21 protein-coding genes are annotated in these 23,433 nt (G+C 60.4%); 5 read left to right on the top strand and 16 right to left on the bottom strand.

Going from position 1 to position 23,433, the window contains the following annotated elements:
• Nucleotides 1–229 precede the first annotated feature (229 nt).
• Both F7R20_RS08045 and F7R20_RS08040 read left to right on the top strand, forming a co-directional pair.
• Nucleotides 230–2,635: a penicillin acylase family protein gene (locus tag F7R20_RS08045; RefSeq protein ID WP_003206630.1), complete on the top strand. Its 2,406-nt coding sequence runs from the start codon at nucleotides 230–232 to the stop codon at nucleotides 2,633–2,635.
• 102 nt (nucleotides 2,636–2,737) lie between these two features.
• Complete coding sequence (locus F7R20_RS08040; protein ID WP_003206631.1) at nucleotides 2,738–3,079, top strand: carboxymuconolactone decarboxylase family protein; 342 nt, start codon at nucleotides 2,738–2,740, stop codon at nucleotides 3,077–3,079.
• 186 nt (nucleotides 3,080–3,265) lie between these two features.
• On the opposite strand, the gene F7R20_RS08035 is transcribed toward F7R20_RS08040, so the two are convergent.
• The 8 genes from F7R20_RS08035 to F7R20_RS08000 form a co-directional block, all read right to left on the bottom strand.
• The gene (locus tag F7R20_RS08035) at nucleotides 3,266–4,153 is read right to left on the bottom strand and encodes an ABC transporter permease subunit (protein ID WP_003206632.1); all 888 of its coding nucleotides are present in this window, start codon (nucleotides 4,151–4,153) and stop codon (nucleotides 3,266–3,268) included.
• Complete coding sequence (locus tag F7R20_RS08030) at nucleotides 4,150–5,070, bottom strand: ABC transporter permease subunit (protein ID WP_003206634.1); 921 nt, start codon at nucleotides 5,068–5,070, stop codon at nucleotides 4,150–4,152. Before F7R20_RS08030 ends, F7R20_RS08035 begins: the two co-directional genes overlap by 4 nt.
• Nucleotides 5,067–6,209: an ABC transporter ATP-binding protein gene (locus tag F7R20_RS08025; RefSeq protein ID WP_003206635.1), complete on the bottom strand. Its 1,143-nt coding sequence runs from the start codon at nucleotides 6,207–6,209 to the stop codon at nucleotides 5,067–5,069. The genes F7R20_RS08030 and F7R20_RS08025 overlap by 4 nt, the downstream gene beginning before the upstream one ends.
• A gap of 61 nt (nucleotides 6,210–6,270) precedes the next feature.
• A complete protein-coding gene (locus tag F7R20_RS08020) occupies nucleotides 6,271–7,368 on the bottom strand; it encodes a polyamine ABC transporter substrate-binding protein (RefSeq protein ID WP_003206636.1) in 1,098 nt (365 codons plus the stop codon).
• Between the two features lie 184 nt (nucleotides 7,369–7,552).
• The gene (locus F7R20_RS08015; protein WP_013694498.1) at nucleotides 7,553–8,650 is read right to left on the bottom strand and encodes a polyamine ABC transporter substrate-binding protein; all 1,098 of its coding nucleotides are present in this window, start codon (nucleotides 8,648–8,650) and stop codon (nucleotides 7,553–7,555) included.
• A 182-nt stretch (nucleotides 8,651–8,832) separates the two neighbouring features.
• A complete protein-coding gene (locus F7R20_RS08010; RefSeq protein ID WP_013694499.1) occupies nucleotides 8,833–10,197 on the bottom strand; it encodes an aspartate aminotransferase family protein in 1,365 nt (454 codons plus the stop codon).
• 58 nt (nucleotides 10,198–10,255) lie between these two features.
• Nucleotides 10,256–11,614, bottom strand: coding sequence for a glutamine synthetase family protein (locus F7R20_RS08005; protein WP_003206640.1), 1,359 nt, complete (start codon nucleotides 11,612–11,614; stop codon nucleotides 10,256–10,258).
• Between the two features lie 40 nt (nucleotides 11,615–11,654).
• The gene (locus F7R20_RS08000; RefSeq protein ID WP_003206641.1) at nucleotides 11,655–12,431 is read right to left on the bottom strand and encodes a gamma-glutamyl-gamma-aminobutyrate hydrolase family protein; all 777 of its coding nucleotides are present in this window, start codon (nucleotides 12,429–12,431) and stop codon (nucleotides 11,655–11,657) included.
• 278 nt (nucleotides 12,432–12,709) lie between these two features.
• Here F7R20_RS08000 and F7R20_RS07995 point away from each other — a divergent pair, with 278 nt between their 5' ends.
• Both F7R20_RS07995 and F7R20_RS07990 read left to right on the top strand, forming a co-directional pair.
• A complete protein-coding gene (locus F7R20_RS07995) occupies nucleotides 12,710–14,086 on the top strand; it encodes a glutamine synthetase family protein (protein WP_003177396.1) in 1,377 nt (458 codons plus the stop codon).
• Nucleotides 14,087–14,608: 522 nt separating this feature from the next.
• The gene (locus tag F7R20_RS07990; RefSeq protein ID WP_003206643.1) at nucleotides 14,609–15,241 is read left to right on the top strand and encodes a TetR/AcrR family transcriptional regulator; all 633 of its coding nucleotides are present in this window, start codon (nucleotides 14,609–14,611) and stop codon (nucleotides 15,239–15,241) included.
• A 175-nt stretch (nucleotides 15,242–15,416) separates the two neighbouring features.
• Here the strand turns inward: F7R20_RS07990 and F7R20_RS07985 are convergent, their stop codons facing one another.
• The 7 genes from F7R20_RS07985 to F7R20_RS07955 all read right to left on the bottom strand — a co-directional run bounded on the left by F7R20_RS07985 (nucleotide 15,417) and on the right by F7R20_RS07955 (nucleotide 21,021).
• Nucleotides 15,417–15,632: a TOBE domain-containing protein gene (locus tag F7R20_RS07985; RefSeq protein WP_003177394.1), complete on the bottom strand. Its 216-nt coding sequence runs from the start codon at nucleotides 15,630–15,632 to the stop codon at nucleotides 15,417–15,419.
• A gap of 25 nt (nucleotides 15,633–15,657) precedes the next feature.
• On the bottom strand, nucleotides 15,658–16,464 hold the full coding sequence (ssuB, locus tag F7R20_RS07980) for an aliphatic sulfonates ABC transporter ATP-binding protein (RefSeq protein ID WP_003206644.1): 807 nt from the start codon (nucleotides 16,462–16,464) through the stop codon (nucleotides 15,658–15,660).
• A complete protein-coding gene (gene ssuC, locus F7R20_RS07975; protein WP_003206646.1) occupies nucleotides 16,461–17,243 on the bottom strand; it encodes an aliphatic sulfonate ABC transporter permease SsuC in 783 nt (260 codons plus the stop codon). The genes ssuB and ssuC overlap by 4 nt, the downstream gene beginning before the upstream one ends.
• A gap of 7 nt (nucleotides 17,244–17,250) precedes the next feature.
• Complete coding sequence (gene ssuD, locus F7R20_RS07970) at nucleotides 17,251–18,399, bottom strand: FMNH2-dependent alkanesulfonate monooxygenase (protein WP_003206647.1); 1,149 nt, start codon at nucleotides 18,397–18,399, stop codon at nucleotides 17,251–17,253.
• A gap of 24 nt (nucleotides 18,400–18,423) precedes the next feature.
• A complete protein-coding gene (locus tag F7R20_RS07965) occupies nucleotides 18,424–19,389 on the bottom strand; it encodes a sulfonate ABC transporter substrate-binding protein (RefSeq protein ID WP_003206649.1) in 966 nt (321 codons plus the stop codon).
• A gap of 90 nt (nucleotides 19,390–19,479) precedes the next feature.
• Nucleotides 19,480–20,073, bottom strand: coding sequence for an NADPH-dependent FMN reductase (gene ssuE, locus F7R20_RS07960; protein WP_003206651.1), 594 nt, complete (start codon nucleotides 20,071–20,073; stop codon nucleotides 19,480–19,482).
• 309 nt (nucleotides 20,074–20,382) lie between these two features.
• Entirely contained in the window at nucleotides 20,383–21,021 is a 639-nt protein-coding gene (locus F7R20_RS07955; protein ID WP_003206652.1) for a peroxiredoxin, read from the bottom strand.
• Between the two features lie 335 nt (nucleotides 21,022–21,356).
• Between F7R20_RS07955 and mntA the strand changes: the two genes are divergently transcribed.
• On the top strand, nucleotides 21,357–21,743 hold the full coding sequence (mntA, locus tag F7R20_RS07950; RefSeq protein ID WP_003206654.1) for a type VII toxin-antitoxin system MntA family adenylyltransferase antitoxin: 387 nt from the start codon (nucleotides 21,357–21,359) through the stop codon (nucleotides 21,741–21,743).
• A gap of 155 nt (nucleotides 21,744–21,898) precedes the next feature.
• On the opposite strand, the gene F7R20_RS07940 is transcribed toward mntA, so the two are convergent.
• Nucleotides 21,899–23,221 carry an OprD family porin gene (locus F7R20_RS07940; protein WP_003206655.1) on the bottom strand — a complete coding sequence of 441 codons (1,323 nt, stop codon included), beginning with the start codon at nucleotides 23,219–23,221 and terminating at the stop codon, nucleotides 21,899–21,901.
• Nucleotides 23,222–23,433: the final 212 nt, after the last annotated feature.

The following is a 23,433-nucleotide window of genomic DNA, read 5'->3' as shown; positions in this document are numbered from 1 at the left end:
GACGACGGCCGACGTGATTGCCGTGCCGATCGACGATAGCCTTCCGATTCAAGGCGCCGGCCTCCAAAGCCCAGCCACTGCCCGAGATCGTCCACCGCCTATACTCCCGCCCGCGAAGCGACTTGGAGAAAATCCCTCCGACGGACGATGCACCGGGAAGCAGCCATATGCTAAACAGGGAATCAACAGCGGGACCATGGAGCCGCTGTCACCAGAATAAGGAATCACCATGAAACGCACCCTCATCGCCTTCCTGTCATTGATCGTCACCGCGATCATCGTCGCGGGCGGCTACCTCTACAGCAAGCAGCCCACCCGCCAGGGCACGGTGCAGCTGCAAGGGCTGCATGGCTCGGTGACGGTGCGCTACGACGAACGCGGTGTGCCGCATATCCGTGCCGAGAACGAAACCGACCTGTACCGCGCCCTCGGTTATGTCCATGCCCAGGATCGGCTATTCCAGATGGAGATCATGCGCCGCCTCGCCCGTGGTGAGCTGGCCGAGGTGCTGGGGCCGAAACTGCTCGACACCGACAAGCTGATGCGCAGCCTGCGCATCCGCGAGCGTGCCGCGGCCTATGTGACCGAGCAGGACCCACAATCCCCGGCCTGGATCGCCATGCAAGCCTACCTGGACGGCATCAACGCCTATCAGGACAGCCACACCCGGCCCGTGGAATTCGATGTGCTAGGCATTCCCAAGCGCCCCTTCACCGCCGAAGACACCGTGAGCATTACCGGCTACATGGCCTACAGCTTCGCCGCGGCCTTTCGCACCGAACCCCTGCTGACCTACGTGCGCGATGTGCTGGGTGCCAACTACCTGAACATTTTCGACCTCGACTGGCAGCCTCAGGGCGTGCTGGCCGAAGGTCGCAAGGGCGGCCTGCCGCTGGCGGCCGCCGACTGGAAAGACCTCAATGCCCTGGCCCGCCTGAGCGAGCAGGCCCTGGCTGATAACGGCCTGCCGCAGTTCGAGGGCAGCAATGCCTGGGCGGTTTCCGGCAACCGCACCCACAGCGGCAAGCCGTTGCTGGCGGGTGACCCGCACATCCGTTTTTCCACACCTTCGGTGTGGTACGAGGCGCACTTGTCGGCCCCGGGGTTCGAACTCTACGGGCAGTACCAGGCGCTGCTGCCCTTCGCGACGCTGGGCATGAACCGGGATTTTGGCTGGAGCATCACCATGTTCCAGAACGACGACCTGGACCTGATCGCCGAGAAGGTCAACCCGGACAATCCCGAACAGGTCTGGTATCGCGACAAATGGGTGGACATGACCCGCAGCGAACAGCAGATCGCGGTCAAGGGCCAGGCGCCAGTGACGCTGGTGCTGCGCCAGTCGCCCCACGGTCCGATCGTCAACGACGCCCTCGGTGCGAATGCCGGCAAGACCCCGGTCGCCATGTGGTGGGGATTCCTGGAAAGCCGCAACCCGATCCTCGAGGCTTTTTACCAGCTCAACCGCGCCGACACCCTCGCCAAGGCCCGTGGCGCTTCGGCCAAGATCCACGCACCGGGGCTGAACGTGGTGTGGGCCAACGCCAAGGGGGACATCGGCTGGTGGGCCGCCGCGCAATTACCCAAGCGGCCGGCCGGCGTGAAGTCCGGCTTTATTCTCGATGGCAGCAGCCCGGAGGCGGAAAAGGAAGGCTTCTATCCGTTCACCAGCAACCCGCAGGAAGAGAACCCGGCGCGGGGCTACATCGTCTCGGCCAATTTCCAGCCGGTGCCGGCCAGCGGCATCGAGATCCCGGGTTACTACAACCTCGCCGACCGCGGCCAGCAACTCAACCACCAACTCAGCGACAAGCAGGCGAAGTGGGACATCGAAACCACCCAGAAACTGCAACTGGGCACCACCACCGCCTACGGCCCTCGCCTGCTCGCGCCTTTGCTGCCGGTGCTGCGTGAAGTGGTCAGCGACCCACAGGAACAAAAATGGGTGGAACAACTGGCTCAATGGCCGGGCGATTACCCCCTGGACTCCACCAGTGCCACGCTGTTCAACCAGTTCCTGTTCAATCTGGCCGACGCGGCCCTGCACGATGAACTGGGCGATGGCCTCTTCGAAACCGCGCTGTCGACCCGGGTGATCGACGCAGCCCTTCCACGCCTGGCGGCTTCAAAGGATTCACCGTGGTGGGATGACCGCACAACCCTTGGCACGGAGACCCGTGCCGATACCGTGAAAAAGGCCTGGGACAAGAGCCTGGCGCACCTGAAGGTCACCTTCGGCGACGATGCCACGCAATGGCAATGGGGCAAGGCCCACACCCTGACCCACGGCCACCCGCTGGGCCTGCAAAAGCCGCTGGACCGGATCTTCAACGTCGGCCCGTTCGCCGCACCGGGTACCCACGAGGTGCCCAACAACCTCTCCGCCAAAATCGGTCCGGCGCCCTGGCCGGTGACCTACGGGCCTTCGACGCGGCGCATCATCGACTTCGCCGACCCGACCCACAGCGTCACCATCAACCCCGTCGGCCAGAGCGGCGTGCCGTTCGACAAGCATTACGAGGACCAGGCCGAGGCGTACATAGAAGGGCTATATCACCAGGCGCACCTGGCCGAGGAAGAAGTGACGGCCAATACCCATGGCACCTTGAAACTGTTGCCGGCACGGGCGCCCTGAAGCGGGCGCGCAAGTCTTTTTCATCGCCACCCGGGCTTGATCGTCATTGATGGTCAAGACTACAAGGGCGCAATCCCGCCTTTCCCACTAGGAGTCAACGCTATGTTCAATAACTGGTCCGAGCTGCTGCCTACCATCAAGAGCGCCTTTGGCGCCCTGGGCAAAAGCAATCCGAAGATGGTCAAGGCCTACATGGCCCTGGACGAAGCCGCGGCTGAAAACGACGTGCTCGACGCCAAGACCCGTGAGCTGATCTCCATCGCCGTCGCCATCACCACGCGCTGTGACGGTTGCATCGGCGTACACACCGACGCCGCCATCAAGGCCGGCGCCACCCGCGAAGAAATCGCCGCCACCCTCGCCACCGCGGTGTCCCTGAACGCGGGCGCGGCCTACATCTACTCCCTGCGCGCGCTGGAGGCCCATGACGCGTTGAAGAAGTGAAGGGCCAATACCTGCCCACCGCTTTCGCGAGCAAGCCCGCTCCCACATTGGATCTGCGTTTGGCCGCGGATTTATAGGCAACCCAAAAACCCTGTGGGAGCCAAGCTTGCTCGCGATGGCGGCCTGACATTCAACACTTTCATTGACTGCCACACCGCTTTCGCGAGCAAGCCCGCTCCCACAGGTTTAGACCGGTGCGGTCTCTGCCCTGCGTACTTCCGGTTGTTTCCAGGAGTCGGCGGCGCTTTCTTCGATCGCTTGCTGGATCGCCCGCTTACGGCTTTCTTCGGCGCGGCGGCTGAAGTACCAGACCAGGAAAGTCACCAGCGACACCGCCAGCAGGATCAGGCTCGCCACGGCGTTGATTTCCGGTTTTACCCCCAGGCGTACCGCCGAGAACACTTCCATCGGCAAGGTCGTCGAGCCAGGGCCGGAGACGAAGCTCGCCAGTACCAGGTCATCCAGGGACAGCGCGAACGACATCATTCCCCCCGCCGCCAGTGACGGTGCGATCATCGGGATGGTGATCAAAAAGAACACCTTCCAAGGCCGCGCACCGAGGTCCATCGCCGCTTCTTCGATGGACAGGTCCAGCTCACGCAAGCGCGCCGAGACCACCACCGCCACATAGGCCGCGCAGAACGTGGTGTGGGCGATCCAGATCGTGACGATGCCACGCTCCTGAGGCCAGCCAATCATCTGGGCCATGGCCACGAACAGCAGCAACAGCGACAGGCCAGTGATGACTTCCGGCATCACCAACGGCGCGGTGACCAGGCCGCCGAACAGCGTGCGGCCCTTGAAGTGGGTGATGCGAGTCAGCACGAAAGCCGCCAGCGTACCCAGGGCCACCGCGGCAATCGCCGTGTAGCAGGCGATTTCCAGCGAGCGCAACACCGAACCCATCAGCTGGCTGTTGTCCAGCAGGCCGACGTACCACTTGATCGACCAACCGCCCCACACCGTCACCAGCTTCGAGGCGTTGAACGAGTAGATCACCAGAATCAGCATCGGTGCGTAGATGAACAGCAAACCCAGCACCAGCATCAGGCTTGAAAAACTGAAGCGCTTCATTCCTTGCCCTCCATTTCTTTGGCCTGACTGCGGTTGAACAGGATGATGGGCACGATCAGGATCGCCAGCATCACCACCGCCAGGGCGGATGCCACCGGCCAGTCACGGTTGTTGAAGAATTCCTGCCACAGCACTTTGCCGATCATCAGGGTTTCGGGGCCGCCCAGCAGTTCCGGGATCACGAACTCACCCACCACGGGGATGAACACCAGCATGCAACCGGCGACGATGCCGTTCTTGGACAGCGGCACGGTGATTTTCCAGAAGCTGTTGAAGGTGCTCGAACCCAGGTCCGACGCGGCTTCCAACAGGCTGGGGTCATGCTTCACCAGGTTGGCGTACAACGGCAGGATCATGAACGGCAGATAGGAGTAGACGACCCCGATATAGACCGCCAGGTTGGTGTTGAGGATTTGCAGCGGTTCGCTGATCCAACCCATGCTCAGCAAAAAACCGTTGAGCAAACCGTTGTTGCTGAGGATGCCCATCCACGCGTAGACGCGGATCAGGATCGCGGTCCAGGTCGGCATCATGATCAGCAGCACCAGCACTGTCTGCATCTCTTTGCGGGCATTGGCGATGCCATAGGCCATCGGATAACCGATCAGCAGGCACAAGACGGTGCTGATCAGCGCCATCTTCAGCGAGCCAAGGTAGGCGGCAATGTACAGCTCGTCCTCGCTCAGCATCGCGTAGTTGGCGAGGTTGAGCAGCACCTGCAGCTTCTGGTCGACGTAGCTGTAGATCTCGGTGTACGGCGGGATGGCCACGTCGGCTTCGGCGAAGCTGATCTTCAGGACAATGAAGAACGGCAACATGAAGAACAGGAACAGCCAGATGAAGGGCACCCCGATGACCAGTTGGCGGCCACCGGGCGTTATTCGATCGAGTCGGCGTTTGAGTTTGCGCAGGTTCATGAGCGAAGCACCACGCCGCTGTCGTCTTCCCACCAGACGAATACCTGGTCGCCCCAAGTCGGACGCTGGCCGCGGCGTTCGGCGTTGGCGACGAAGGACTGCACCAGCTTGCCGCTCGGCAACTCGACGTAGAACACCGAGTGGCCACCCAGGTACGCGATGTCATGGACCTTGCCGCTGGACCAGTTGTTCTCGCAGGTCGGTTGTTCGGCGGTGACCAGCAGCTTTTCCGGGCGGATGGCGTAGGTCACCGACTTGTCCTGCACCGAGGTGCTGATGCCGTGGCCCACGTAGATGTTGCGGTCCAGGTCCTTGCAGGTCAGCACCGCGTGGCCTTCGGCGTCGTCCACCACTTCAGTCTCGAAGATGTTGACGTTGCCGATGAACTCGCAGACCAGCCGGCTGGTCGGGGTTTCGTAGATGTCGATCGGGCTGCCGATCTGGGCGATCCAGCCCAGGTGCATGATCGCGATGCGCTCGGCCATGGTCATGGCCTCTTCCTGATCGTGGGTCACCATGACGCAAGTCACGCCAACCCGCTCGATGATCTCCACCAGCTCAAGTTGCATTTGCGAGCGCAGCTTCTTGTCCAGGGCCCCCATCGGCTCGTCGAGCAACAACAGCTTCGGCCGCTTGGCCAGGGAACGGGCCAGGGCCACGCGCTGGCGCTGGCCGCCGGAGAGCTGGTGTGGCTTGCGCTTGGCGTACTGGCTCATCTGCACCAGCTTGAGCATTTCAGCCACGCGGGCATCGACCTCGGCTTTCGGGATCTTGTCCTGCTGCAAGCCGAAGGCAATGTTCTGCGCCACGGTCATGTGGGGGAACAAGGCGTAGGACTGGAACATCATGTTGATCGGCCGCTCGTAGGGCGGCATGTCGGTGATGTCCACACCGTCGAGGTAAATCCGCCCTTCGGTGGGCCGCTCGAAACCGGCCAGCATGCGCAGCAAGGTGGATTTGCCCGATCCCGAACCGCCGAGCAAGGCGAAGATCTCGCCTTTCTTGATTTCCAGGGACACATCGTCCACGGCAATCGTCTCGTCGAACTTCTTCGTGACCCGGTCGATTTTGACCAACACCTGCTTGGGTGTCTGGTCGCCCTCGAGGGCTTTCTTATAGGCGCCGGAGGCAACTGCCATTTACGAAACTCCCACAGAATTTGCAGTTCGCCCCACGCGGACGAACCTAAGAGTGTTGACGTTATTTACCCGACTTGACCTTGGTCCAGCTGCGGGTCATGAGTCGTTGGATCTTGGGCGGCAACTCGGAGTTGACGTAGAGCTTGTCGACGACCGCTTGCGGTGGGTACACCGCTTCATCGGTGCGCACTTTCTGGTCCATCAGTTCGCCAGCCTTCGGGTTCGGGTTGGCATAACCGACAACATCGCTGACCTGGGCGATGACCTCAGGCTTGAGCACATAGTTGATGAAGGCATGCGCTTGCTTGACGTTGGTGGCGTCACGCGGGATCGCCAGCATGTCGAACCAGAGATTGCCGCCTTCCTTGGGGATCACATAGGCGATTTCGACGCCCTTGCCGGCTTCACTGGCACGGGCGCGGGCCTGGAAGATGTCGCCGGAGAAACCGGCGGCCACGCAGATCTCGCCATTGGCCAGATCGGAGATGTACTTGGAGGAGTTGAAGTAGGTCACGTAAGGCCGGATCTTGAGGAGCTGGGCTTCGGCCTTCTTGTAGTCTTCAGGGTCTTCGCTGTTGGGATTCAGGCCCAGGTAATTGAGCATCGCCGGGATCATCTCGTCGCCCGAGTCGAGGAACGAAACACCGCAGCTGGACAGCTTTTTGATGTTTTCCGGCTCGAACAGCATGGCCCACGAATCGATCTTCTCGACGCCCAGGACTGCCTTGATCTTCTCGACGTTGTAGCCGATGCCGTTGGTGCCCCACAGGTAAGGCACGGCGTACTGGTTGCCTGGGTCGTTCTTTTCCAGGCGCTTGAGCAGCGCAGGGTCGAGGTTGGCGTAGTTGGGCAACTGCGCCTTGTCGAGCTTCTGGAACGCCCCGGCCTTGATCTGCTTGCCCAGGAAGTGGTTGGACGGCACCACCACGTCGTAACCGGTACGCCCGGCCAGCAACTTGCCTTCCAGGGTTTCGTTGGAATCGAACACGTCATACACCGGCTTGATGCCAGTGGCTTTTTCGAAATCCGCCAGGGTGGTCTCGCCGATGTAGTCCGACCAATTATAAATATGCACGGTGGAGGCGGCCTGGACGCTGACGGCGAGCGTCAGACCGGCGCCGACCAGCAAGGCGTTACGTAACAAAGAAAAGACTGGCACGTGGAGGTCCTCTTAAATAGTTGGGCCCAAGTTGCCCCCGTTACTTGGCCAAGAGAGGCCCTGCAACAAAACCGGCGCGCAACTTACCCTCGATAAACCGATCCAGCAAAACTTTTAGTTATTTAATTGCTCCTGTTGCCGCCGCCGCGATGGCAGCGACAACAGGAAGATGCTTCAGGCCGGCTTATTTACCGGATTTGATCTTGGTCCAGCTGCGGGTCATGATCCGCTGGGTCGCGGCGGGCAGGTCGGCAATCGCGTAAAGCTTGGCTTGCACGTCTGCCGGCGGGTAGATGCCCGGGTCGCTGGTGATTTCCTTGTTGACCAGCGGCGTGGAGGCCGCGTTGCCGTTCGGGAAGCTCACGGTGTCGGTGATTTCAGCCATGATTTCCGGCTTCTGCAGGAAGGTCATGAACTTGTAGGCACCCTCGACGTTCTCGGCATCCTTGGGGATGGCGACCATGTCGAAGAAGCTGCCAGCACCTTCCTTCGGAATGTTGTAGCTGACTTTAACCTTGCCGCCGGCTTCGGCAGCACGGGACTTGGCCTGGTAGATGTCGCCCGAGTAGCCGACCGCTACGCAGATGTTGCCGTTGGCCAGGTCGGAGATGTACTTGGAGGAGTGGAAGTAGCCGATCGAAGGACGGATCTTGAGGAACAGCGCCTCGGCTTCAGCCAGTTGTTTCTTGTCCTGGCTGTCGGTCGGGTAGCCCAGGTAGTGCAGCGCCACCGGGATCATCTCGGTCGGCGAATCGAGGAAGCTGATGCCGCAGGATTTCAGCTTGGCCGCGTTTTCCGGCTTGAACAGCAGGTCCCACGAGTTGGTCGGCGCGTCGGCACCCAGGGCCGCCTTGACCTTCTCGGCGTTGAAACCAATGCCGATCGAACCCCACATGTACGGGAAGGCATGTTCGTTGCCCGGGTCGCTCACCGAAACGGCCTTGAGCAGGTCGGTGTTCAGGTTTTTCCAGTTGGGCAACTTGGACTTGTCGAGTTTCTGGTAGACCCCGGCCTTGATCTGCTTGGCCAGGAAGTTGTTCGACGGCACCACGATGTCATAACCGGACTTGCCGGCCAGCAACTTGGCTTCCAGGGTTTCGTTGCTGTCGAACACGTCGTAGACGACCTTGATCCCCGACTCTTTCTCGAACTTGGCGACGGTATCCGGCGCAATGTAGTCGGACCAGTTATAGACGTGCAGCACTTTGTCGTCCGCCTGAACAGCGCCCGCCATCACGCCCATCAGGGACATGGCGAGGAGGGTCTTGCCAGCTATCTTCATACCTAATGCCTTCATGAAAAAATGCTCCAGTTATTCTTCTTAGCCACAGTTCAGTAGCCGGCTCGCGGGCAACTTGAACAGCCGGTAGTCTGGCAAGTTACAGGCCAGGCTTTCAACACAAGCCCAGCCTTTTATTCTCGCTGGGCGAGGCCCTTGCAGGCACCTCGCTCAGAGCCTAGCACTTAGCCTTGCAACGCACTGAGCGTCAGGTCCAGGCACTGCCGCGCCTTGGTCACCAATTCATCAATCTCGGCCTTGCTGATCACCAGCGGCGGCGCAATGATCATGGTGTCGCCCACCGCGCGCATGATCAGCCCGTTATCGAAGCAGAACTGCCGGCAGATCATGCCCACGCCCTTGCCTTCGTAGCGCTTGCGCGTGGCCTTGTCCTGAACCAGCTCGATCGCCCCCAGCAAACCGACACCGCGCACTTCACCCACCAGCGGATGATCGTTCAGTTCCCGCAAACGCTTCTGCAAATAGGGTGCCGTTTCAGCATGGACGCGCTCGATGATCTTTTCGTCGCGCAGGATGCGGATGTTTTCCAGGGCCACTGCCGCGGCCACCGGGTGACCGGAATAGGTAAACCCGTGGTTGAAGTCGCCGCCTTCATTGAGCACCGCGACCACGTCGTCACGCACGATCAGCCCGCCCATGGGGATGTAGCCGGAGGTCAGGCCCTTGGCGATGGTCATCATGTGCGGTTTCAACCCGTAATAGTCGGTACCGAACCACTCACCGGTACGACCGAAGCCACAGATCACTTCGTCGGCCACGAACAGGATGTCGTACTTGGCGAGGATTTCCTTCATGCGCGGCCAGTAGCTGTCCGGCGGCACGATCACGCCGCCAGCGCCCTGGATCGGCTCGGCGATGAAGGCACCGACGTTGTCCACGCCGAGCTCCAGGATCTTTTCTTCCAACTGGTTGGCCGCCCACACGCCGAACTCTTCGGGGCTCATGTCGCCGCCTTCGCCGAACCAGTAAGGTTGGGCGATGTGGACAATGCCCGGGATCGGCAGGTCGCCCTGCTCGTGCATATAGGTCATGCCGCCCAGGCTCGCGCCGGCCACGGTCGAACCGTGATAACCGTTCTTGCGGCTGATGATGACTTTCTTGTTCGGCTGGCCCTTGATCGCCCAATAGTGGCGGACCATCCGCAGCATGGTGTCGTTGCCCTCGGAGCCGGAACCGGTGAAGAACACGTGGTTCATGCCTTCAGGGGCGATGTCGGCGATGGCTTTGGACAATTCCAGCACCGGCGGGTGGGCGGTCTGGAAGAACAGGTTGTAGTACGGCAGCTCGCGCATCTGTTGGCTGGCGGCATCGGCCAGTTCCTCGCGGCCATAACCGACGGCCACACACCAGAGGCCGGCCATGCCGTCGAGGATCTTGTTGCCTTCACTGTCCCAGAGGTAGACACCCTTGGCGTGGGTGATGATGCGCGGGCCTTTCTCTTTGAGCTGCTTGAAGTCACTGAACGGCGCCAGGTGGTGATCGTTGCTCAGGGCCTGCCATTCACGGGTTTGCGGGTTGTTGCGGGTCATGCCAATTCTCCTTTTATCGGTGAGGGCGAAGCTGCCTGAAGCAGCCTCGCCCGGCGCTTCAGACGGCGAAGAGCAGGAATTCCCGCTCCCACGAACTGATGACGCGCTTGAAGTTTTCATGCTCGGCCCGCTTGACCGCGACGTAGCCTGTGATGAATTTCTTGCCCAGGTATTTCTCGATGGTGGTGCTGTTTTCCATGCGTTCCAGGGCGTCTTCGATGGTCAGCGGCAAACGCAGGTTGCGGCGTTCGTAGCCTCGGCCCACCACCGGCGCGCTCGGGTTGATGCCTTCGACCATGCCGATGAAGCCACACAGCAGGCTGGCGGCAATCGCCAGGTACGGGTTGGCGTCGGCGCCCGGCAAGCGGTTTTCCACCCGCCGGTTCTGCGGCCCGGCATCCGGCACACGCAGGCCCACGGTGCGGTTCTCTTCGCCCCACTCCACGTTCACCGGCGCCGACGTGTCCGGCAGGAAGCGGCGGAACGAGTTGACGTTGGGGGCGAACAGCGGCAACAGCTCGGGGATGAATTTCTGCAGGCCACCGATGTGGTGCAGGAACAGATCGCTCATGGTCCCGTCTTCATTGGAGAAGACGTTCTTGCCGGTTTCCTTGTCGATGATGCTCTGGTGCAGGTGCATCGCACTGCCCGGCTCGCCGGTCATGGGCTTGGCCATGAAGGTGGCAGCCACGTCGTGCTTGAGTGCCGCTTCGCGCATGGTGCGCTTGAACACCAGGATCTGGTCGGCCAGGGACAGGGCATCGCCATGACGGAAATTGATTTCCATCTGCGCCGTGCCGTCCTCGTGGATCAGGGTATCGAGGTCCAGTTCCTGCAGTTCGCACCAGTCGTAGACGTCTTCGAACAGCGGGTCGAATTCGTTGGCCGCTTCGATCGAGAATGACTGGCGGCCGGTTTCCGGGCGCCCGGAGCGGCCAATGGGCGGTTGCAGCGGAAAGTCCGGGTCGTCGCTGCGCTTGGTCAGGTAGAACTCCATTTCCGGCGCGACGATCGGCTGCCAACCCTTGTCGGCGTAGAGCTTGAGTACTTTCTTGAGCACGTTGCGCGGCGACAGCTCGATGGGGTTGCCCTGCTTGTCGTAGGCGTCGTGGATGACCTGGGCAGTGGGCTCGATGGCCCAGGGCACAAGGAAGACTGCGTTCTCGTCCGGGCGACAGATCATGTCGATGTCGGCGGGGTCGAGCAGTTCGTAATAGATGTCGTCTTCGACATAGTCGCCCGTAACGGTCTGGAGCAGAACGCTCTCGGGCAGGCGCATGCCTTTCTCGGCAATGAACTTGTTGGTCGGCGAGATCTTGCCCCGGGTGATACCGGTGAGGTCGCCAATCATGCATTCGACTTCTGTGATCTTGTGGTCTTTCAACCAATCGGTGAGCTGGTCGAGGTTGTTACTCATAAATGCCTCTAGGCGTGAGTTTCCTGACTGCTATTAGTCGTCAGGCGTTGTTTGACGCATCGGCGTCGCGTTGTGTTGCCCTTGCTCGGCAGGCATCGCCAAATGCCTGGAAAATCGCAAGGTAGCGCGGGTTAGAGCTTACCTCCCATTCGGGGTGCCATTGCACACCTAAAGCAAAAGCCTTGCCTTCTGGCACTGAAATAGCCTCGATCAGCCCATCGGGGGCCACCGCTTCGGCCCGCAACCCAGGTGCCAGGCGCTCGATGCCTTGGCTGTGGATCGAATTGACCTCTATCAGCTGGGGCAGCCCCAGGCCTGCCAATACGCCGCCAGACTGGATATGCACGGCGTGGGCAGGGCCGTATTGAACATCCACCGCTTGAGTATCGTCTTCACGATGATCGATGAACGTTCCGACTTCATGAACTTTCTGATGCAGGCTGCCGCCAAAGGCTACGTTCATCTCCTGGAAACCTCGGCAAATGCCCAGCACCGGGATGCCCGCCTCGACAGCGGCGCGGATCAGCGGCAAGGTGGTGGCGTCCCGTGCAGGATCATGAGCAGTGCCTGGCGCACTGGGCGGGCCCTGGTAATGAAAAGGTTCTACATTGGAAGGAGAGCCGGTAAAGAGAATGCCGTCCAGAGCGTCCAGAATATCGGACGGTGGGAGCAGATCCGCCAGGGACGGGAGCAGCACGGGCAGGCCCTTGGCGGCTGTCGCGACAGCCCGGGAATATTTATCGCCACTGATGTGATAAGCATGCAGACCAATCTGCCTGGAGCAGGTGGTGACGCCGATTAACGGCAGGCGAGACATGAAGCACCCCGGTATTATTGCTGTTATGGGTTTGAATCGAGCTTAGCCTTGTTCATTTTTTTACACAACACCCCCGTAAAAAATACAACACGGCCCGCTCAAGCCCGCGGGCGCCAAGACCCTTAAAGGGAAAAAAACGCCCTAAATTGCCTCAAAAAAGCCCTGAAGGTGCTTTTTTAGGGCAAAAAAGGCCCTGCTTGACTTCGGCATGCCGTTCGGGTTGACTGGCTTTCGAAGAGATCAATGATTGATATTTTTAACAACAAAGGTGTTGCATCATGTCGGTACCCCCGCGTGCCGTTCAGCTTAACGAAGCGAACGCGTTCCTTAAGGAACATCCTGAGGTTCTGTACGTTGACCTTCTGATTGCGGATATGAATGGTGTGGTGCGCGGCAAGCGCATAGAACGCACCAGCCTCCACAAGGTTTACGAGAAAGGCATCAACCTGCCGGCCTCTTTATTTGCCCTGGATATCAATGGCTCTACGGTGGAAAGCACCGGCCTGGGTCTGGACATCGGCGATGCCGACCGGATCTGCTATCCAATCCCTGACACCCTGTGCAACGAGCCTTGGCAGAAGCGCCCCACTGCGCAACTGTTGATGACCATGCACGAACTCGAAGGCGAGCCTTTCTTCGCCGACCCGCGTGAAGTCCTGCGCCAAGTCGTGACCAAGTTCGATGAACTGGGCCTGACCATCTGCGCCGCATTCGAGCTGGAGTTCTACCTGATCGACCAGGAGAACGTGAATGGACGCCCACAACCGCCCCGCTCGCCGATCTCCGGCAAACGCCCGCACTCGACCCAGGTCTACCTGATCGATGACCTCGACGAATACGTCGATTGCCTCCAGGACATTCTGGAAGGGGCCAAGGAGCAAGGCATTCCCGCCGACGCCATCGTCAAGGAAAGTGCCCCGGCGCAGTTCGAAGTGAACCTGCACCACGTGGCCGACCCGATCAAGGCCTGCGACTATGCGGTCCTGCTCAAGCGTCTGATCAAGAACATCGCCTACGACCATGAAATGGACACCACCTTCATGGCCAAGCCTTATCCGGGCCAGGCGGGTAATGGTCTGCACGTCCACATCTCGATTCTTGATAAAGATGGCAAGAATATTTTTGCCAGCGAGGATCCCGAGCAGAACGCCGCACTGCGTCACGCGATCGGCGGTGTGCTCGAGACCCTGCCCGCGCAGATGGCTTTCCTCTGCCCGAACGTCAACTCCTACCGTCGTTTCGGCGCACAGTTCTACGTGCCGAACTCGCCGACCTGGGGCCTGGACAACCGCACCGTGGCCTTGCGCGTCCCTACCGGTTCGGCCGATGCCGTGCGCCTGGAACACCGCGTCGCCGGCGCCGATGCCAACCCCTATCTGCTGATGGCCGCCGTGCTGGCGGGCGTACACCATGGCCTGACCAACAAGATCGAGCCCGGTGCGCCGGTGGAAGGCAACAGCTACGAGCAGAACGAGCAAAGCCTGCCGAACAACTTGCGCGATGCCCTGCGCGAGCTGGACGACAGCGAAGTCATGGCCAAGTACATCGACCCGAAATACATCGATATCTTCGTAGCCTGCAAGGAGAGCGAGCTGGAGGAGTTCGAACACTCCATCTCCGACCTCGAGTACAACTGGTACCTGCATACCGTGTAAGCGGGTTGCAGTAAAAAATAACGCCGCGGCCCTTAAAGGGGTGCGGCGTTTTTTATGGATGCTGGTTGGATGGCCGCCTTCGGCGGATCGCGAGCAAGCTCAGCTCCCACATTGGATCTGTGGTAACCACCTGAGCCAGGTTCATCACAGTTCCTATGGGAGTTTTGGTGAATCACCTGAGCCAGGTTCATCACAGTTCCTGTGGGAGTTTTGGTGAACCACCTGAGCCAGGTTCATCACAGTTCCTGTGAGAGTTTTGGTGAACCACCTGAGCCAGGTTCACCACAGTTCCTGTGGGAGTTTTGGTGAACCACCTGAGCCAGGTTCATCACAGTTCCTGTGAGAGTTTTGGTGAACCACCTGAGCCAGACTTATCACAGTTCCCTGTGGGAGTTTTGGTGAACCACCTGAGCCAGATTTATCACAGTTCCCTGTGGGAGCAAGGCTTGCCCGCGATGACGACCTGGCAGACAACACAGGACCCGACTCGTACAATGCCCGGCAGCCCCGCAGGAGACGTCCATGACGCGCATCGCCACCCCCCGCAAACCCCGCGCACGCAGTCAGGCCCGGATCGACACCATTCTTGATGCCGCCCGTACGCTGCTTGCCGCCGAAGGCGTGGCCAGCCTGTCGATCTACAGCGTCGCCGAACGTGCCGGGATCCCACCTTCTTCCGTGTACCACTTCTTCGCCAGTGTCCCGGCCCTGCTCGAAGCCCTGACCGCCGACGTCCACGCCGCCTTTCGCGCCTGCCTGCAAGCACCGATCGATCATGCGGCGCTGAACCACTGGCACGACCTGTCACGGCTGGTGGAGCAGCGCATGCTCACCATCTATAGCCAGGACGCCGCCGCCCGCCAACTGATCCTGGCCCAGCACGGCCTGACCGAAGTCACCCAGGCCGACCGCCAGCACGACCTCGAGCTGGGCGACCTGATGCATAAGGTGTTCAACCACCATTTCGAACTGCCGACCTTGCCCAGCGACGTCGACGTGTTCGCCCTGGCCATGGAACTGGGCGACCGCGTCTACGCCCGCTCGGTACAACAACACGGCCAGATCACCCCGCGCATGGCCGAGGAAGGCATGCGGGTGTTCGATGCGTACCTGGGGCTGTATCTGCCACCGTATCTGCCCAAGCGCTCCGCTTGATCGTTCCCACGCCTAGTGTTGATCGTTCCCACGCTCTGCGTGGGCATGCAGCCAGGGACGCTCCGCGTCCCCAAGAGCCGAACGCGGTGCGTCCGTAGAGGCATTCCCACGCAGAGCGTGGGAACGATAAGCCCCGAAGGGCTCACGCCGTCCGGGGCTGTGGGTCAAGCATCGCTCACAACTTGGCGATAGACACCTCGGTGGATTTGACGAAGGCGATCACTTCGCTGCCGATCGCCAGTTCCAGCTCCTTGACCGAGCGGGTGGTGATGACCGAAGTGACGATGCCCGACGCGGTCTGCACGTCGATTTCCGACAACACGTCGCCTTCGACGATTTCCTTGATGGTGCCTTTGAACTGGTTGCGTACGTTGATGGCTTTGATAGTCATGGTGTCGATTCCTGTCTGGATGAGGTTATTGCGCCCAACGCAATTGCGTGGGCAAGGGTGAAACGGGTTCCGGTTCCGGCGGTTGGCCGGGCAAGGACAGCACACGGTTGAGGACTTCGGTTTCCAGGCTCGCCAGGCGATGAGAGCCGCGAACCCGTGGGCGTGGCAGGTCGATGGGCAGGTCGAGACCGATCTGGCCGTCCTCGATCAGGATCACCCGATCGGCAATCGCTACCGCCTCGCTGACGTCGTGGGTCACCAGCAACACCGTGAAGCCGTGCTGCTGCCAGAGGTTTTCGATCAGTTGCTGCATCTCGATGCGGGTCAGTGCGTCCAGCGCCCCCAAGGGTTCGTCGAGCAGCAGCAGGCGTGGCTGATGAATCAGCGCGCGGGCCAGGGCCACTCGTTGTTTCTGCCCGCCGGACAGCGCCGCCGGCCACTCATGGGCACGGTCGGCCAAGCCGACGGCTTCCAGTGCCTGCAACGCCTGCGGGCGCCAGTTGCCCTTTAGTCCAAGGCCGACGTTGTCGATGACTTTTTTCCAGGGCAGCAAACGCGCTTCCTGAAACATCAAACGCGTGTCCTGTTGCGCAGCACTCAGCGGCGCCGAGCCCGCCAACAGTTGACCATCGGTAGGCTGATCGAGACCGGCCAGCAACCGCAGCAAGGTACTTTTGCCACAGCCACTGCGACCGACCACGGCTACGAACTGCCCGGCCGGGATATGCAGGTCGATGTCGCGCAACACCTGGCGCGTGCCGAAGGTTTTTTGCAGCTTGCGCACTGCCAGCGGGATGCCACGCAGCAGGCGCGGAGGTTGTTGGGCGGTCATGCGGCACCTCCCTTGTTCACTTGGTAGGCCGGGTGCCAGCGCAGCCAGACCCGCTCAAGCCCACGGGCGGCAAGGTCGGCCAATTTGCCCAGCACGGCGTACAGGAGAATCGCCAGCACCACCACATCGGTCTGCAGGAACTCCCGGGCATTCATTGCCAGATAACCGATGCCGGCGCTGGCCGAGATGGTTTCCGCCACGATCAGCGTCAGCCACATGAACCCCAGGGCAAAGCGCACGCCCACCAGGATCGAAGGCAAGGCGCCCGGCAGGATCACCTGGCGAAACAGGCGCAAGCCAGACAAACCGTAGCTGCGGGACATTTCCACCAGCGCCGGGTCGACGTTGCGAATGCCGTGGTAGGTGTTGAGGTAGATCGGGAACAACGTGCCCAGCGCCACCAGGAAAATCTTCGCCGACTCATCGATGCCAAACCACAGGATCACCAACGGAATCAGCGCCAGGTGCGGGATGTTCCGGAGCATTTGCACGGAACTGTCCAACAGGCGTTCGCCCCATTTCGACAAGCCGGTGATGAAGCCCAGGGCCAGGCCGATGCCACCGCCGATCAGAAAACCCACCGCTGCGCGCCAACCGCTGATCGCCAGGTGCGTCCAGATCTCGCCGCTGCGCACCAGATTGACCCCGGCCTCGATCACGGCCACGGGTGCCGGCAGGATCCGCGTGGATAACCAACCGGCCGATACCGACAGTTGCCATACCGCCAGCAACAGCAGCGGCACCGCCCAGGGCGCGAGGGTATGGATGATTTTCTTCATGGCCGCCTCAGCTCTGGGACGCGGCTTTGGGAAGAATATCGTTGGCGACCATTTCACCGAACGGGCTCACATAGCCCTGGCTCTTGGGCAACTCCGGGCGCTCCACGTCCAGGTGGGGGAACAGCAGTTCCGCCACGCGGTAGGACTCTTCCAGGTGTGGATAACCGGAGAAGATAAAGGTGTCGATGCCAAGATCGGCGTATTCCTTGACCCGCGCCGCCACGGTCGGGCCATCGCCCACCAGCGCCGTACCGGCACCGCCACGAACCAGGCCGACGCCGGCCCAGAGGTTGGGGCTGACTTCCAGCTTGTCGCGACGGCCACCGTGCAGGGCGGCCATGCGTTGCTGACCCACCGAGTCAAAGCGCGCCAGGGACGCCTGGGCACGGGCAATGGTGTCGTCGTCCAGGTGGGAAATCAGCCGGTCGGCCGCTTGCCAGGCTTCGGCGTTGGTTTCCCGCACGATCACATGCAGGCGGATGCCGAAACGTACCGTGCGCCCCAATTTCGCAGCCTTGGCCCGTACTTGTTCGATCTTTTCCGCCACGGCTGCGGGCGGCTCGCCCCAGGTCAGCACCATTTCCACCTGCTCGGCTGCCAAGTCCTGGGCGGCTTCCGACGAGCCACCGAAATACAGCGGCGGACGCGGTTGCTGGATCGGTGGATAGAGCAGCTTGGCGCCCTTCACACTGATGTGCTCACCATCGTAATCCACGGTTTCGCCTTCCAGCACCCGGCGCCAGATGCGGGTGAATTCCACCGACGCCTGGTAGCGTTGCTCGTGGTCGAGGAACAGGCCATCGCCGGCCAACTCATCCGGGTCGCCACCGGTCACCAGGTTGAACAACGCACGTCCGCCGGACAACCGGTCGAGGGTCGCAGCCTGGCGCGCCGCCACCGTCGGAGAAATGATCCCGGGGCGCAGGGCAACGAGGAATTTCAGGCGCTGGGTCACCGGAATCAACGAAGCGGCCACCAGCCAGGAGTCTTCGCAGGAACGCCCGGTGGGGATAAGCACACCGCCGAAACCCAGTCGATCCGCCGCCTGGGCGACTTGTTGCAGGTAACCGTGATCGACGGCGCGGGCGCCTTCGGCAGTGCCAAGGTAATGGCCGTCGCCGTGGGTAGGCAGGAACCAGAAAATATTGAGGCTCATGGAGTGGTCTCCTAAGGGATCGAATTACTGCGCGTTCGCAACGGCCGCCGGCGGCGTCCAGATCACGTCCTTGATGCTCAAGGGTTTGGGAATCAATTTGAGCTGATAGAAGCTGTCGGCGATTTTCTGCTGCGCCGCCACCACCTCCGGCGTGAGGAACAACGCCCCGTAGCCTTGGCGCTTCACCGCCGTCAGGGTGATGTCCGCCGGTAGGCCAAGCAGCGGCGAGACTTGCTTGGTCACGTCGTCAGGATTGGCCTTGGACCACTCCCCCACTGCGCGCACTTCTTCCACCAGCGTCGCGATGACCTGGGGATTTTTTTGCGCATAGGGTTTGGTGGCGAGGTAGAACTGGTGGTTGTCGACGATGCCTTTGCCGTCACGCAGGGTGCGCGCCTGCAACTGCTGTTCGGCGGCAGCCTGGTACGGATCCCAGATCACCCAGGCGTCGACGCTGCCCCGCTCGAACGCGGCGCGGGCGTCGGCCGGAGGCAGGAAAACGGTCTGGATATCGGAATACTTCAGGCCAGCATCCTCCAGCGCCCGTACCAACAGGTAGTGGACATTGGAGCCTTTGTTCAGCACGACTTTCTTGCCCTTGAGGTCTTGCACCGACTGGATCGCCGAGCCTTTGGGCACCAGGATCGCCTCGCTGGTGGGCGCCGGCGGTTCGTAGGCGACATAAAGCAGGTCGGCGCCTGCAGCCTGGGCAAACACCGGTGGGGTTTCACCGGTCACGCCAAAGTCGATGGAGCCGACGTTCAAGCCTTCAAGCAGCTGCGGGCCGCCGGGGAACTCGGTCCATTGCACGTCCACGCCTTGGGCCGCGAGGCGTTTTTCCAATGTTCCCTTGGCCTTGAGCAGCACCAGGGTGCCGTATTTCTGATAACCGATCCGCAAGGTCTCGGCTTGAGCTTGAGTAATGACGCCGAGGGACACAGCCGCAGCAAACAGAGCGACCAGCCCGCGACGCAAAATGACAGTGCGCATGGCGCCTCTCCTTTTTGCTGTGGGGTTTTGGCTGCACCTGCTGGGCCGTTGGCGGCTGAGTAAGGTGAGTTGAATCAGGGTGTTCGGGGGTCAAATGCTCCAGCGAGCACTCAACAAACGTTCGTTCAATACACTGGGGTCCAGCGGCCTGGGCCGACGGGCCATGGCGCTGAGAAACTGTTCCAGCGCCTCGTCCAGACGCTGCTGCAGAGCCGGTGCCAATTGCGCCTGGGCGTTGCCTTCGCCATAAGCGATCTGGCTGTCTTCGGCAAAGATCCCGTGGAGCATTTCCTGGGCCTTGAGCGCCGACAACACTGGCTTGAGGGCGTAATCCACCGCCAGCATGTGGGCGATGCTGCCGCCGGTTGCCATCGGCAACACCACTTTATGAGCCAGGGCGCGTTCAGGCAGCAGGTCCAGCACGGTCTTCAGCGCACCGGAAAAAGACGCCTTGTACACCGGCGTGGCAATCAACAGGCCGTCGGCATTTTCGATCTGCTGGAGCAGGTCGATCACCTTCGGGCTGTCGAAACGGGCATGGAGCAGATCTTCGGCCGGAAAATCGCGCACCTGATAGCTCACCACTTCCACACCTTGCTGCTGCAACCAGCGTTGCGACCGCTCCAGCAGCACCCCGGAGCGGGAGCGTTGGCTGGGACTGCCACCGAGTGAGACGACCAACATGCCTGCTATTCCTTAACTGTCACGTGCGATTCGCGGTGGGCGATCTCGCTGTATGGGTCAAACCATAACAGGGGATCAATATATCTTTAAATCATATTTATTCATTTGGTTATGCAGTTTAGAGATATGAAGTTCACTCTCTTTAAGCAATAAAAAAAGGCCGTCGAAACGGCCAAAACCCTTGGTGCACAGAAATCCCCTGTGGGAGCGAGCTTGCTCGCGATAGCGGTGTATCAGTCGACATCGACGTTGGCAGATCCGACGCCATCGCGAGCAAGCTCGCTCCCACAGGTTCAGGTCGGGTGTGCGTCAGCGGTTGGGCTGCGGGGTCAGGCGCAGGTAAGGTTTCACAGCGCGATAGCCCTTGGGAAAACGCTGCTTGAGTTCCTCTTCATCCTTGAGCGACGGCACGATCACCACTTCATCACCGTCCTGCCAGTTGGCCGGGGTGGCGACTTTGTAGTTGTCGGTCAATTGGAGGGAGTCGATCACCCGCAGGATCTCATTGAAATTGCGCCCGGTGCTGGCTGGGTAGGTGATGGTCAGGCGGATCTTCTTGTTCGGGTCGATCACGAACAAGGAGCGTACAGTCAAAGTGTCGCTGGCGTTGGGATGGATCAGGTCGTACAGATCCGACACCTTACGATCGGCATCAGCCAGGATCGGAAAATTGACCACGGCGTTCTGGGTCTCGTTGATGTCCTCGATCCACTTGTGGTGCGAGTCCACCGGGTCGACCGAGAGGGCAATGGCCTTGACGCCGCGCTTTGCGAACTCGTCCTTGAGCTTGGCGGTCAGGCCCAACTCGGTGGTGCACACCGGGGTGAAGTCTGCCGGGTGGGAAAACAGCACGCCCCAGCTGTCGCCGAGCCATTCGTGGAAGCGAATCTTGCCGGCGCTGGAATCCTGTTCGAAGTCGGGGGCGATGTCGCCGAGTCTGAGGCTCATGGTGCGGCTCCTGGATGAGGTTGTTGTGAGCCCAACTTTGCACCGGTTTCGTTTGCTTTAAAAAGAATAAATATCCATTTATCTAGATCGATAGTGAATATAAAAAACTGTTCACTGGCGCGATTCCGCATACCGGCACAAGATCGCCAGCGAGGTTCGAGAAGGCCTCGAGTTGCTGAAAAGAGGAGAAGTTTCGAGGAGGGCTACAGGGGTGGGCCTGACTCGAAAACGCAAAAGCCCCACCCGGCGTGTAGCCGGGTGGGGCTTTTTTTGCTTTGTGTTCACATTACGGAATTATTGACGCGATTTCAGGACGAGCGGCTACGATAGGCAACATGAACACTCAAGCCTTGTTGACTCATCTGCAAAACCAACTCTCTGGTCTGCTGGCGGTTTACCTGTTTGGTAGCCATGCACAGGGAACCGCCGGGCCTGGCAGTGATGTCGATATAGCTGTGCTCTGGACCGGTCAGGTCGACCCCGTGTTGTTATGGCAGCTTTCCGGGGACTTGGCGGATATAGCCGGATGCCCAGTGGATCTGCTTGATTTACGTGCGGCAACGACGGTGATGCAGTATCAGATCCTGACCCGTGGTCGGAGGCTCTGGGCTAGAGACGTACAGGCGGGGTTGTTCGAATGTTTTATCCTCAGCGAAAAAACCGCTCTCGACGAAGCTCGGGCAGGCCTGTTCAAGGACATTCACGAAAAAGGCATCGTGTAGGGTCGATGATGTACTGATTCAATAAAGCGGCGTGTATTGAGCGTTGCATCCCCCGGATACGGGAGGAATACAAGACGGATCCCACTACCTGACCCAAAACGTAAAAGCCCCGCCCGGCGTGCTGCCGGGCGGGGCTTTTTTTACTTCGCTACGTCTTACATGAAGTTGTAAGTGTAGTTGAAGATCAGGCGGGTCTGATCCTGGCTGTCGCCTGCACCACTGCTGCGGTAAGTACCCTGACGCAGGGTAGTGCCGAAGCCTTTCAACGCACCTTGCTGGATTACGTAATCCACACGCATGTCGCGTTCCCACTCGGAGTAATCGCTTCCACCAGCAGTGGCGGATTTGACGTCGTCACCACGCAGGTAGGCAACCGAGGCTTTCAGGCCTGGAACGCCCAGGGAAGCGAAGTCGTAGGAGTATTGACCGAACGTGGTGTTTTCACCGGCACGGACAAACCCGTTGATCATGCTGTCGGTGAACAGGTAGAAACTCGCACCACCGGCACCTTCGGGACGACCGTTGCCGTTCACCACGTTGCCCTGGTTCAGGTATACGAAGCCACCGTCATCACCGACTTGCTGGTGACCCAGCAGGAAGGCGCTGCCGCCCAAGGTGTAAGTGAACATGGCGCTCCAGGTCTTGTTATCGACCTCGCCCGCATGCTTGGCATAACCGCCGTTGTTGTTGAACTGATAACCCGCGTCGCCGTTACGGCCGTCCGAGCTGCTGTCGAAGTAGCGCAGGTCGGTCTTGAAGGATTGACCTTCGCTGATCGGGAAAACGTGTACCGCGCCCAGGAAGTGCTGCTTGTAGTAATCCTGCAGGTTGGCGTAGTAGTACTGCAGGGTCAGGTCTTTGGTGACCTTCCAGTCTGCACCGCCAAAACGGAACTGGTTGCTGTCCTGGGTACCGCCCGCCACTGCCAGGCCGGTGCTGTTGCTCGATGCACGGCCTGTTGCGTGTTCCAACTGACCAGCGTTGAAAGTGACGTTGTCGATTTCCTTGGAGGTGATGGTGCCACCTTCAAAGGTCTGTGGCAGCAGACGGCTGTCGTTGGCAACCAGGATCGGCAGGTTAGGCGCCAGGGCGCCACCCAGGTGGGCCTCGGTCTTGGAGAACAGCGCCTTTACGTTGCCGGACAAACGGCTCCAATCATGTACCGCCGAACCATCAGTATCGGCTGGCATATAGGAACCGTTGTTACGCCCGTCCCCCCCATCGAGACGAATACCCACCAGCGCCTGAGCGTCGATACCGAAGCCAACAACACCTTGCGTGAAGCCGGACTTGTAGTCGAACTTGAGGCCGGTACCCGTTTCGCGCAGGTCCTCTTTGCCCGTCTCACGGTTATCGTTATTGAAATACAACGTACGAGAACTGACAGACGCCTTGCTGTCCTCGATAAAACCAGCGGCGCCTGCCTGCTGCGCCAGAACCCCAACAGCCACGGCCAGGGCCAAGGTGGACTTGTTCATGCTTCGCTCCTCTCGTTTTCTAATTCTTGTGTGTCTTTGGTTCCGGATCGAACGCCCGGATCCCGCGGATGCGCGATTAGCGCCAGACCGTGACTGACAAGTCAATCGTAACCATTTATGACTACGACTATGGTCTAACCCCTCTACACCGGACCGCAGGATAATGGATTCTTTATAATTCCAAAAAGAATTGTTTCAACAGTTTTCAGCTC

The sequence above is a fragment of the Pseudomonas brassicacearum subsp. brassicacearum genome (genome assembly GCF_008801605.1).
GTDB classification, from domain to species: Bacteria; Pseudomonadota; Gammaproteobacteria; order Pseudomonadales; family Pseudomonadaceae; genus Aquipseudomonas; species Aquipseudomonas brassicacearum.
Note: the sequence above shows the minus strand (reverse complement) of the source record. Positions and strands in the feature narration are given on the sequence as shown.

Coding starts and splice junctions, on each gene's coding strand:
- F7R20_RS07940 (WP_003206655.1), bottom strand. CDS start 23,221: ATGAACAAGTCCACCTTGGCCCTGGCCGTGGCTGTTGGGGTTCTGGCG.
- mntA (WP_003206654.1), top strand. CDS start 21,357: ATGAACACTCAAGCCTTGTTGACTCATCTGCAAAACCAACTCTCTGGT.
- F7R20_RS07995 (WP_003177396.1), top strand. CDS start 12,710: ATGTCGGTACCCCCGCGTGCCGTTCAGCTTAACGAAGCGAACGCGTTC.
- F7R20_RS07985 (WP_003177394.1), bottom strand. CDS start 15,632: ATGACTATCAAAGCCATCAACGTACGCAACCAGTTCAAAGGCACCATC.
- F7R20_RS08025 (WP_003206635.1), bottom strand. CDS start 6,209: ATGGCAGTTGCCTCCGGCGCCTATAAGAAAGCCCTCGAGGGCGACCAG.
- F7R20_RS08030 (WP_003206634.1), bottom strand. CDS start 5,070: ATGAACCTGCGCAAACTCAAACGCCGACTCGATCGAATAACGCCCGGT.
- F7R20_RS08035 (WP_003206632.1), bottom strand. CDS start 4,153: ATGAAGCGCTTCAGTTTTTCAAGCCTGATGCTGGTGCTGGGTTTGCTG.
- F7R20_RS08000 (WP_003206641.1), bottom strand. CDS start 12,431: ATGTCTCGCCTGCCGTTAATCGGCGTCACCACCTGCTCCAGGCAGATT.
- ssuD (WP_003206647.1), bottom strand. CDS start 18,399: ATGAGCCTCAATATTTTCTGGTTCCTGCCTACCCACGGCGACGGCCAT.
- F7R20_RS07965 (WP_003206649.1), bottom strand. CDS start 19,389: ATGCGCACTGTCATTTTGCGTCGCGGGCTGGTCGCTCTGTTTGCTGCG.
- ssuB (WP_003206644.1), bottom strand. CDS start 16,464: ATGACCGCCCAACAACCTCCGCGCCTGCTGCGTGGCATCCCGCTGGCA.
- F7R20_RS08015 (WP_013694498.1), bottom strand. CDS start 8,650: ATGAAGATAGCTGGCAAGACCCTCCTCGCCATGTCCCTGATGGGCGTG.
- ssuC (WP_003206646.1), bottom strand. CDS start 17,243: ATGAAGAAAATCATCCATACCCTCGCGCCCTGGGCGGTGCCGCTGCTG.
- ssuE (WP_003206651.1), bottom strand. CDS start 20,073: ATGTTGGTCGTCTCACTCGGTGGCAGTCCCAGCCAACGCTCCCGCTCC.
- F7R20_RS08040 (WP_003206631.1), top strand. CDS start 2,738: ATGTTCAATAACTGGTCCGAGCTGCTGCCTACCATCAAGAGCGCCTTT.
- F7R20_RS08005 (WP_003206640.1), bottom strand. CDS start 11,614: ATGAGTAACAACCTCGACCAGCTCACCGATTGGTTGAAAGACCACAAG.
- F7R20_RS08045 (WP_003206630.1), top strand. CDS start 230: ATGAAACGCACCCTCATCGCCTTCCTGTCATTGATCGTCACCGCGATC.
- F7R20_RS08010 (WP_013694499.1), bottom strand. CDS start 10,197: ATGACCCGCAACAACCCGCAAACCCGTGAATGGCAGGCCCTGAGCAAC.
- F7R20_RS07990 (WP_003206643.1), top strand. CDS start 14,609: ATGACGCGCATCGCCACCCCCCGCAAACCCCGCGCACGCAGTCAGGCC.
- F7R20_RS07955 (WP_003206652.1), bottom strand. CDS start 21,021: ATGAGCCTCAGACTCGGCGACATCGCCCCCGACTTCGAACAGGATTCC.